7 protein-coding genes are annotated in these 8,715 nt (G+C 65.0%); 2 read left to right on the top strand and 5 right to left on the bottom strand.

The features are described from left to right. Nucleotides 1-153: 153 nt before the first annotated feature. The 3 genes from A6A05_RS08155 to A6A05_RS08145 are packed head-to-tail and all read right to left on the bottom strand — an operon-like array spanning nt 154 to nt 3,028. Nucleotides 154-1,356: a TIGR03862 family flavoprotein gene (locus A6A05_RS08155; protein ID WP_068499265.1), complete on the bottom strand. Its 1,203-nt coding sequence runs from the start codon at nt 1,354-1,356 to the stop codon at nt 154-156. Beyond that, on the bottom strand, nt 1,353-2,513 hold the full coding sequence (locus tag A6A05_RS08150) for a type III PLP-dependent enzyme (protein WP_068499263.1): 1,161 nt from the start codon (nt 2,511-2,513) through the stop codon (nt 1,353-1,355). The genes A6A05_RS08155 and A6A05_RS08150 overlap by 4 nt, the downstream gene beginning before the upstream one ends. After that, entirely contained in the window at nt 2,510-3,028 is a 519-nt protein-coding gene (locus A6A05_RS08145) for an SET domain-containing protein-lysine N-methyltransferase (RefSeq protein ID WP_068499261.1), read from the bottom strand. Before A6A05_RS08145 ends, A6A05_RS08150 begins: the two co-directional genes overlap by 4 nt. Before the next feature lie 232 nt (nt 3,029-3,260). On the opposite strand from A6A05_RS08145, the gene A6A05_RS08140 reads away from it, so the two are divergent. Further along, nucleotides 3,261-5,522 (top strand): adenylate/guanylate cyclase domain-containing protein, encoded by a 2,262-nt coding sequence (locus tag A6A05_RS08140; protein ID WP_068499259.1) that lies wholly within the window; start codon nt 3,261-3,263, stop codon nt 5,520-5,522. Nucleotides 5,523-5,777: 255 nt separating this feature from the next. On the opposite strand, the gene A6A05_RS08135 is transcribed toward A6A05_RS08140, so the two are convergent. Next, the gene (locus A6A05_RS08135; RefSeq protein WP_068499257.1) at nt 5,778-6,617 is read right to left on the bottom strand and encodes an alpha/beta fold hydrolase; all 840 of its coding nucleotides are present in this window, start codon (nt 6,615-6,617) and stop codon (nt 5,778-5,780) included. A gap of 79 nt (nt 6,618-6,696) precedes the next feature. On the opposite strand from A6A05_RS08135, the gene A6A05_RS08130 reads away from it, so the two are divergent. Further along, nucleotides 6,697-8,157, top strand: a complete 1,461-nt coding sequence (locus A6A05_RS08130) for an NAD-dependent succinate-semialdehyde dehydrogenase (protein ID WP_156520956.1) — start codon at nt 6,697-6,699, stop codon at nt 8,155-8,157. A 25-nt stretch (nt 8,158-8,182) separates the two neighbouring features. Here A6A05_RS08130 and A6A05_RS08125 read toward each other — a convergent pair whose 3' ends face one another. Next, a complete protein-coding gene (locus A6A05_RS08125; protein WP_068499256.1) occupies nt 8,183-8,395 on the bottom strand; it encodes a DUF2934 domain-containing protein in 213 nt (70 codons plus the stop codon). Between the last annotated feature and the right edge of the window lie 320 nt (nt 8,396-8,715).

The following is an 8,715-nucleotide window of genomic DNA, read 5'->3' as shown; positions in this document are numbered from 1 at the left end:
GGGAAACCAACCCTGTCAGACGGGAGCCTTCGACGTCACATCAGGCTCCAATACCGCGCCAGCGGTTTCGTTCAATCGAGCAAGAAGGTTTGTTACGCCTTCACGGCAACGTCGTCGATATTCCCGATCTCACCCGCTTGGATGCGGCGGTGCTTAGAACCGGCTAAGGAATTGGGCCGCCGCCAGTCCCGCCCACCGGCCCTGGGCCAGGCACGCGGTCAGCAGGTAGCCGCCGGTCGGGGCTTCCCAGTCCAGCATCTCGCCGGCCACGAACACGCCCGGCAGCGCCTTCAGCATCAAGCCATCATCCACTTGCTCCAATCCGATGCCGCCGGCGGTGCTGATGGCCTCGGCCAGCGGGCGCGGCGCGGTCAGGGTCAGCGGCACCGCCTTGATGCGTGCCGCTAAGCGGGCTGTTTCGGTGGGAAGCTCGCGCACGCCCTCGCGCAGCAGGGCCACCTGCGCCCCCTTCAGCCGCGCCACCTTGTCCAGATGGGTGGCGAGCGAGCGGCTGCCGCGCGGGCTGTCCAGGGCTTGGGTCAGGCGTTCCAGGCTCCAATCGGGCTTGAGGTCGATGGTCAGCACCGCCTGGCCGTCCGCCTGGATGGCGTCGCGCAAGGCGGCCGACAGGGCATAGATGGCGCCGCCCTCGATGCCGTGGCGGGTGATCATGAATTCGCCTTTCAAGCTGCGGCCCTGGAAGCTCAGCCCGGCCGGCTTGATGGGGGTGCCGGCGAAGCGGTCCTTGAAGAAGTCGCTCCACCCCACCTCGAAGCCGCAATTGCTGGGGCAAAACGGCGAGATCGCCACCCCGCGCGCGGCCAGGATGTCGGTCCAGCCGCCATCGGACCCCAGGCGCGGCCAACTGGCACCACCCAGCGCCAGCACGGTGACGGCGCTGGCGACCGAGGGGGCCGCGTCGAAGCGCAAGGTGCCGTCTGAATTCCAGCCCAGCCAGCGATGGCGCGGTTGGAAGGACACCCCCAATCCTTGCAGCCGGCGCAGCCAGGCCCGCAGCAGCGGTGCCGCCTTCATGCCGACGGGAAACACCCGGCCCGAACTGCCGACGAAGGTGTCGATGCCCAACTCGGCGGCCCAAACTCGCAGTTGGTCGGGGCCGAATTGGGCCAGCATCGGCGCCAGCCAGCCAGCGGCGCTGCCGTAACGGGTCAGGAAGTCAGCGGCTGGCTCGGAATGGGTCAGGTTCAGCCCGCCGATGCCGGCCCGCATCAGCTTGCGCCCCGGGCTGGGCATCCAATCGTAGACCGATACCGTCAGGCTGTGCCGGGCCATCATCTCTGCCGCCATCAAGCCGGCCGGGCCGGCGCCGATGACGATGGCGGGCGGGCGGCTCACGGTTCTGGCTGGTGATGGCCGGCGAAATCGGCCTCGATCACCGCCACCGCCTCGGAACTCATGCCGTTATAGCGGGCCGCCATTTCGCGGCCATAGGCACCGATCAGGTTGAACTCGATGTAATCGCCATCGGCGATGTCGGCCGGCAGCTCCAGCGCATAGGGCAATTTATCGTTGCCGTCGCAGGTCGGGCCATAGGCGGTGAAGGCGGCCAATGGACCCAGCCGGGGGCGGCCAGCGGAATCCATCACCCGATAGGGCAGGGCGAGATCGTCCTTGCCCCAATAGACCTCGGTCAGGCCGCCGAAGATGCCGTCGTTCAGATAGACCGAATCCGGCTTTCTCAGGTTGACCCGGGTCAGCAGCGAGCCGCCTTCCGCCACCAGGCCGCGGCCCGGCTCGCAGGCCAGGCGGATGCCGCGCGGTGCGGCCAGGCGCTGGCGGGCATCCTCGATGACGGCGAAGAAGGTGGCCAGCGGCGGCGCGTCGGTGGTGCGGTAATAGGCGGGGAAGCCGCCGCCGATATCCATCAGCTCGATGGCCACCCCGGCTTGATCGATGCACTCGCACGCAAGCTTGATGCCCAGCCGGAAGGCTTCCGGGTCCAGGCATTGCGAGCCGACATGGAAGGTGATGCCGGGCTTCAGGCCCAATTGGGCGGCGCGTTGCAGCGTCGCCACGAACACATCGGGGGTGGCGCCGAATTTGGTCGACAGGTCATAGACCGCACCGGTGCCCTTGGGGATGGCCAGGCGGACCATCGGCACCCAGTCCAAGCCTGCGATGGCGGCGATCTTTTCCAGCTCGGCGATGCAATCGACGGCGTAGAAGCCGACGCCCATGTCGCGGGCCAGCGCGATCTGGGACGGGCTTTTGGCCGGGTGGTGATAGTACATCACTCCGCCCGGCACGCTTTCCCTGACACGGCGGATTTCCATCGCCGAGGCGACGTCGAAATGGGTGATGCCTTCCGCCGCCAGGGTTTCCAGCACCAGCGGATGGGCGTTGCACTTGACGGCATAAAGCACGGTGCCGGGAAATCCGGCCAGGAACTGGCGGGCCACTGCCGCCAGTCGGTGGGGCCTGAGCAGGTGAACCGGGGTTTCGGGACTTTCCTGGGCGATCAGTTGGGCGACCGAACCGAAGCGACCGATCACCGGGTGCCCCGCCGCGGCTGGCGGGCCACCATGCGCTTGATCTTCTTCGATTCAAGCCCGGCCAGATAGGCGCGGCCGGTCTCGTTGGGGCCCTCGCGCCGGCCGGTGATCCAGCGCCGGCAATGGGCCGAACCGCAACCGCAGGCGAACTGGCGGTGCAGCACGTCCTCGGTCATCGAATAGTCGATGGTCAACAGCTCGCCCGATCCGATGTCGGTCAGAGCCCAGATTTCCAGGCGCTGCATGTCCAATACGCAATTGGGCGCGCAGGAATGGGTGAACAGGCCGACGAACCACGGATCATGCAGGTGCATGTCGGGGGTCACCTGCAGCGTGTGCTGCAGGATTTTCGACGACAATTGTCCGGTGAACTTGGCGACCCGGACGCCCCGGGTAAACGCCTTGTTGGTGCGGACCCCCATTCCGACCCGTCCATCGACCGACGTCACCGTGAAATCGGTGGTGGCCGGCAGCTCGGGATCGACGCGAAACTCGGGTGGATAAAGGTCACTCATGGCGTCGCCCTCTTCGAGGCCGGAAAGTGAGAATCGTCAAACACGGTATTATTAGCTACATGGCCTCGTCAATCGGCGATACAAGGGATTTGAAAATTCGTTTAGCGTATTGGTCACATTGACTTTTTTGATGGTGGACACCCCCGGATGGTTAGGGCGCGCCGAACCGCTCGCGGCGCCCCGCAATGCATGGTAAAAACCAGGAGGGGAGCAATGTTGAAAGAACGGCGACATGGCTGAAAGCACCACCGCCACCGTCTCGAGCGGGCCGGCGCCACGAACCCAGGCGGAATGGGAAAACACGGCGCGGGGGCTGTTGGAAGAGGGGCAGAACTTTCTTGCCCACGATGTCTGCCGCGACGGTCTTCGCTTCTTCCCCGGCAATTTCAAGCTGATCATCTTCGGCGCCATCGCCTTGTCGCAGACCGGCGCGGTCGACGAGGCGAGGCGCCTGCTGGCTCCGGTGCTGGATGCCATCCTGATCGACGAAGGCCCGTTCCGCCGGCTGCAGGCCAGCCTGAAAAGCGCCATCGTCAATTTGGACAATGCCGATCACAACCAGGCGCTGGGGGCGGTGGCCGAACTGGCCGAGGCGATCGAGCTGGTGCGCGGCAAGAAGCTGGTGGCCGATGCCGACGCCGACGTCTACAACTCGCTGGCCCGCGTCTTCCGCGAGGCGTGGCTGTCATCGGGCCAGCGTCGCGACCTGGAACATTGCCGCGAGATGTTCCTGCGCGCCTTCGCCGCCGGCGGCAACCCGCGCGACGGCATCGACGCAGCCGTGATGTCTGTGCTGCTGAAGGATCATGCCCAGGCCCGCGCCCTGGCCGGCCAGGTGCACGACCTGCTGGCCGGGGCCGAGACCCCGCCGGAATCGACCGTCGATGACCGCTACCGCATCCTCGCCACCCTGGGACAGGCGCAATTGCTGTTGGGCGACGGCGCCGCGGCGATCGGCACCTTCCAGTGGGCCAAGTCGCTGGAAGGCGTCCATTACAGCCGTATCGTCCGCTCGCTGCAGCAGATCGAGCTGTTGAAGCGCGGCGGCATCGAGATTCCCGACGAATTGACCGACATCATCAAGCCGCCGACGGTGGTGGTGTTCACCGGCCATCCGCTGGACCGGCCGGGGTCGGGGCCGCATTTCCCGCCGGCGCTGGAAGCCTCGGTGCGGGCCGAGATCGCCACCCGGCTGGACGAGCTGGACGCCCAGGTCGGCTATTCCATGGCCTCGTGCGGGTCGGATCTGTTGTTCATCGAGGCGATGCTGGAGCGCGGCGCCGAGGTCAACGTGGTGATGCCGTTCGCCCACGACGATTTCATCGCCGAGAATGTCCGCTATGGCGGGCCGCGCTGGGAAATGCGCTTCAAGAACGCGTTGAAGCTGGCCGCCTCGGTGACCTATGCCACGGAAGAGCGGTTCCTCGGCCACGAGATGCTGTACCGCTTCGCCAACCAGTGCCTGCACGGGCTGTCGACGCTTCGGGCCGCCTTCCTGCACACCACGCCTTACCTGCTGGCGGTGTGGGACATGATGCCCGGCTCTCTGGTCGGCGGCGCCGGCGATTTCATCGATCAGTGGGAAGACATCTCGCGGCTGCGCATCATCGATCTCGACGGCCTGTTGCAGATGCATCCCGAACTGATCGGCGAGGACGGTCCGGCCATGCCCGACCTGGATTTCGGCGGCGACGAGGAAGAAGGCCAGGGCCGCGTCATCCGCTCGATGATGTTTTGCGACATCGCCGGCTATTCCAAGCTGAAGGAAGAGCATATTCCCGCCTTCCTGGAATTCCTGGAGCGCGTCAAGGCCGGGGTGTCGGAATGCGGCATCGAGCCCAAATCGATCAATACCTGGGGCGACGCCATCTTCGTGGTGATGGACAAGGCCACGCCGATGGCCGAATACGCCATGACCCTGCAAGAGGTGGTGAGCCGCCTGGGCACCGAGATGATCGACAAGCTGCCCAATCCGCTGAACCTGCGCATATCCCTGCATGCCGGCCCGGTGTTCGAGGCGATCGACCCGATCCGCGGCAATCCCAATTTCTACGGCAGCCACATCAACCGCGCCGCCCGGCTGGAGCCGGTGACGGTGATCGGTCACGTCTATGCCACCCAGCAATTCGTCGCGGTGCTGACCGCCGAGCAATCGGCCTTGCGGTCCGAGGCGGTCAATAACGGCGAGGAATTCGTCGAGAAGTTCATCTCGGAATATGTGGGTGTTCTCAGTCTGGCCAAGGATTTCGGCAAGCAGACGGTCTACCACCTGCGCCGCAAGACCGAGGACGACCTGTCCGCCGACGACGAGATCGAGGAACCGGCCGCCGATTCCGACAGCAACATCACCGAGATGGCGGCGCCGTCGGTCGGTTCGGTGATGGACAGCGTCAAGAAGATGATCGGGTCCGACAAGATGCCGCACGGCGGCACCACCGGCGATGCCACCGCCTTGCTGATGGGCGAGGATTCCGTCTATTGGCCGGGCGGCTGAGGGTGAGTTCGGGGAAAAGTCCCTCGGCTTCGCCTCGGTGTACTTTTCTCCGGTTGAATAGGGAAAACCCGTGCTCAAGCAAGCTTTCCGCGCGGGTTCGAGTTTTCTCGCACCGCCGAGGCGGGCGACGCCCGCCTCGGCGGTGCCGCTGAAACAAGTGAAAAATAGGCGCAGGGCCGCCCCAAGCCTATTTTTCTCCGTTCAAATCCTCGGGGAAAAGTACACCGAGCGAAGCGAGGGACTTTTCCCCGAAAGCTAATTCAGGAACCCATCCAGCACCGCCAGTTGCTCCGGCGTATTAAGGTAAGGCGCGTGGCCGCAGCCGGGAACGGTGATCAGGCCGGCCTTCGGCCCGCGCGTGGTCATCGCCGCCGCAATCTCGGCCAGCAGCAGGTCCGAGCTTTCGCCCCGCAGCAGCAGGGTCGGGCAGGTGATGGCGTCATAGATCGGCCACATGTCCAACGGCGTGTATTGTTCGGCGAACACCCGCATCAGCTGGGGGTCGTAATGGCTGGACAGCTTGCCCGAATCGCGTCGACGCACCGACGTTTCTGCCATCTTGCGCCACTCGGCGTCCGAAAGAGCGCCGAACGGGGCATAGATCAGCCGCAAGAATCCCTCGAACTCGGCCATGGTGGAAAATTCCGGCACCATGCCGGCATAGGCGCGGATGCGCTCGATGGCCGCCTCGTTCAACTGCGGGCCGGCATCGTTGACGACCAGGCGGGTGATGCGGGCCTTGCCCGGCTCGGTGCCGGCCAGGCCCATGCCCATCAGCCCGCCCATCGAGGTGCCGACCCAGGCGCAGGTCTCGACCCCCAGGGCGTCCAGCAGGCCCAAGGCATGCAGGCAATAGGCCGGCAGGGTGTAATCGGTATCGGGATTGGTCGACCATGACGACAGGCCGCGGCCGATGGTGTCGGGGCAGATCACCCGGAAACGGTCGGCGAAATGGGCCGCCGCCACGTCGAAGTCGCGGGCGTTACGGACCAGTCCGTGCCACATCACCAGGGGCGGCAGGGTGGGATCGCCCCATTCCAGCACATGGATGTCGTGGCCCATCACGGGAACATAAGTCGAGCGGCATGCTTTCATGGCTTGGCCTTTGCGGTTCTGGTCGGCCCCGAGTATATCTGGAGGGCGCCGAATGTCTCGCCAAACCGGAAAGATCGCCATGCTGAACCTTGCCGACATCAAGCTGCTGCGCCACCACGCCCATGTGAACGGCCAATGGATTCATGCCGATTCCGGGGCCAGCCTGGCGGTGACCAATCCGGCCGACGGCTCGGTGATCGTGCGGGTGGCCTCGGTCGGTCAGGCCGAGACGCGGCGCGCCATCGAAGCGGCCAACGCGGCTCTTCCGGCGTGGCGGGCCATGACCGCCAAGGACCGTGCCGCCATCTTGAAGCGGTGGTTCGATCTGATCATCGCCAACGCCGATGACTTGGCCCTGCTGATGACCGCCGAACAGGGCAAGCCGCTGGCCGAGGCCAAGGGCGAGGTGGTCTACGGCGCCGCCTTCGTCGAATGGTATGCCGAAGAGGCCAAGCGGGTGTATGGCGACGTCATCCCGGCGACCGCGCCCGGCCGGCGCATCGTGGTGACCAAGGAACCGATCGGCGTGGTGGCGGCGATCACGCCGTGGAACTTTCCCATCGCCATGATCACCCGCAAATGCGCCCCGGCCCTGGCTGCCGGCTGTACGGTAGTGGTCAAGCCGGCCGAGGACACGCCGCTGTCGGCGCTGGCCCTGGCCGAACTGGCGGTGCGGGCGGGCTTTCCCGCCGGCGTGCTGAACGTTTTGCCCACCGCCGATTACGTCGCGGTCGGCGCCGAGCTGACGGCCAACCCGATCGTGCGCAAGCTGTCCTTCACCGGCTCGACCGAGGTCGGCAAGCTGCTGATGAAGCAATGCGCCGACACCATGAAGAAGGTCAGCTTCGAACTGGGCGGCAACGCCCCCTTCATCGTCTTCGACGACGCCGATCTGGACGCGGCGGTGGCCGGCGCCATGGCCTCGAAATACCGCAATACCGGCCAGACCTGCGTGTGCGCCAACCGCATCCTGGTCCAGGCCGGAATCTACGATTCCTTCGCCGCCAAGCTGGCCCTGGCGGTGGGCAAGATGGTGGTCGGCGCCGGTCTGGAGGGCGAGACCCACCAGGGGCCGCTGATCAACCAGGCAGCGGTGGAGAAGGTCGAACGCCACATCGCCGACGCCATCGCCAAGGGGGCGAAGGTGATGCTGGGCGGCGGCCGCCATGCCTTGGGCGGCACCTTCTTCCAGCCGACCATTCTGACCGACATCACGCATTCCATGCTGGTGGCGCGCGAGGAGACCTTCGGGCCGGTGGCGCCGCTGTTTCGCTTCGAAACCGAGGCCCAGGCCATCCAGATGGCCAACGACACCGAATTCGGCCTGGCCGCCTATTTCTATTCGCGCGACATCGGCCGCTGCTGGCGGGTGGCGGAAGCGCTGGAATACGGCATCGTCGGCATCAACGAGGGCATCATCTCGACCGAGGTCGCTCCCTTCGGCGGCGTCAAGGAATCCGGCATCGGCCGCGAAGGGTCGAAGTACGGGATCGAGGAATTCCTCGAGGTCAAGTATCTGTGCATGGGCGGGCTGACCTGATCTGACGGGGGCCAGCCGCTGCCCCTTAGGCCTTCTTCTTGGCCGGTGCCTTTGGCTTGGCCGGCGCCTTCGCCTTGGCAGGGGTTTTGGCCTTAGGTGAGGCCTTGGTCGCCCTGGCGGCGGCCACCATCTCTTCGGCGCGAAACCAGTGCTCGTCCTCCCGGCCCTCGGGGCGGCCCTCATCTTCCCAGATCTGATGGGCTAATTGGCGGATCTTGTTCTGGTCGTCGGTGCTCATCGCTTCGCCTCGGGCTGAAATCAAAGTGGCAAATAATATCGTTCAAGTGCCGCAAAATTCTACCCTGAATTTATACTTCCGGGATAAAGCCTGGTGCTGACTATGCATCCCCGGCTTACCCCGATAAGCTCTGTCGTTTCCGGCAATTTTCGGTGGAAAAGTATGCCGTTCTGTGCGTTACTAATAATACGAACGGCGAGTGGGGGGCGTGAAATAAGTCGAAAGAATGAGGTCGATAGGGGGCTAGAATGGGACTTGCTGGCAATATTTCGGTCAAGGCGAGAATCTGGGGTGGCTTTTCCCTTACTCTGCTTCTTCTT

The organism is Magnetospirillum moscoviense, from assembly GCF_001650635.1.
Taxonomy (GTDB): Bacteria; Pseudomonadota; Alphaproteobacteria; order Rhodospirillales; family Magnetospirillaceae; genus Magnetospirillum; species Magnetospirillum moscoviense.
Note: the sequence above shows the minus strand (reverse complement) of the source record. Positions and strands in the feature narration are given on the sequence as shown.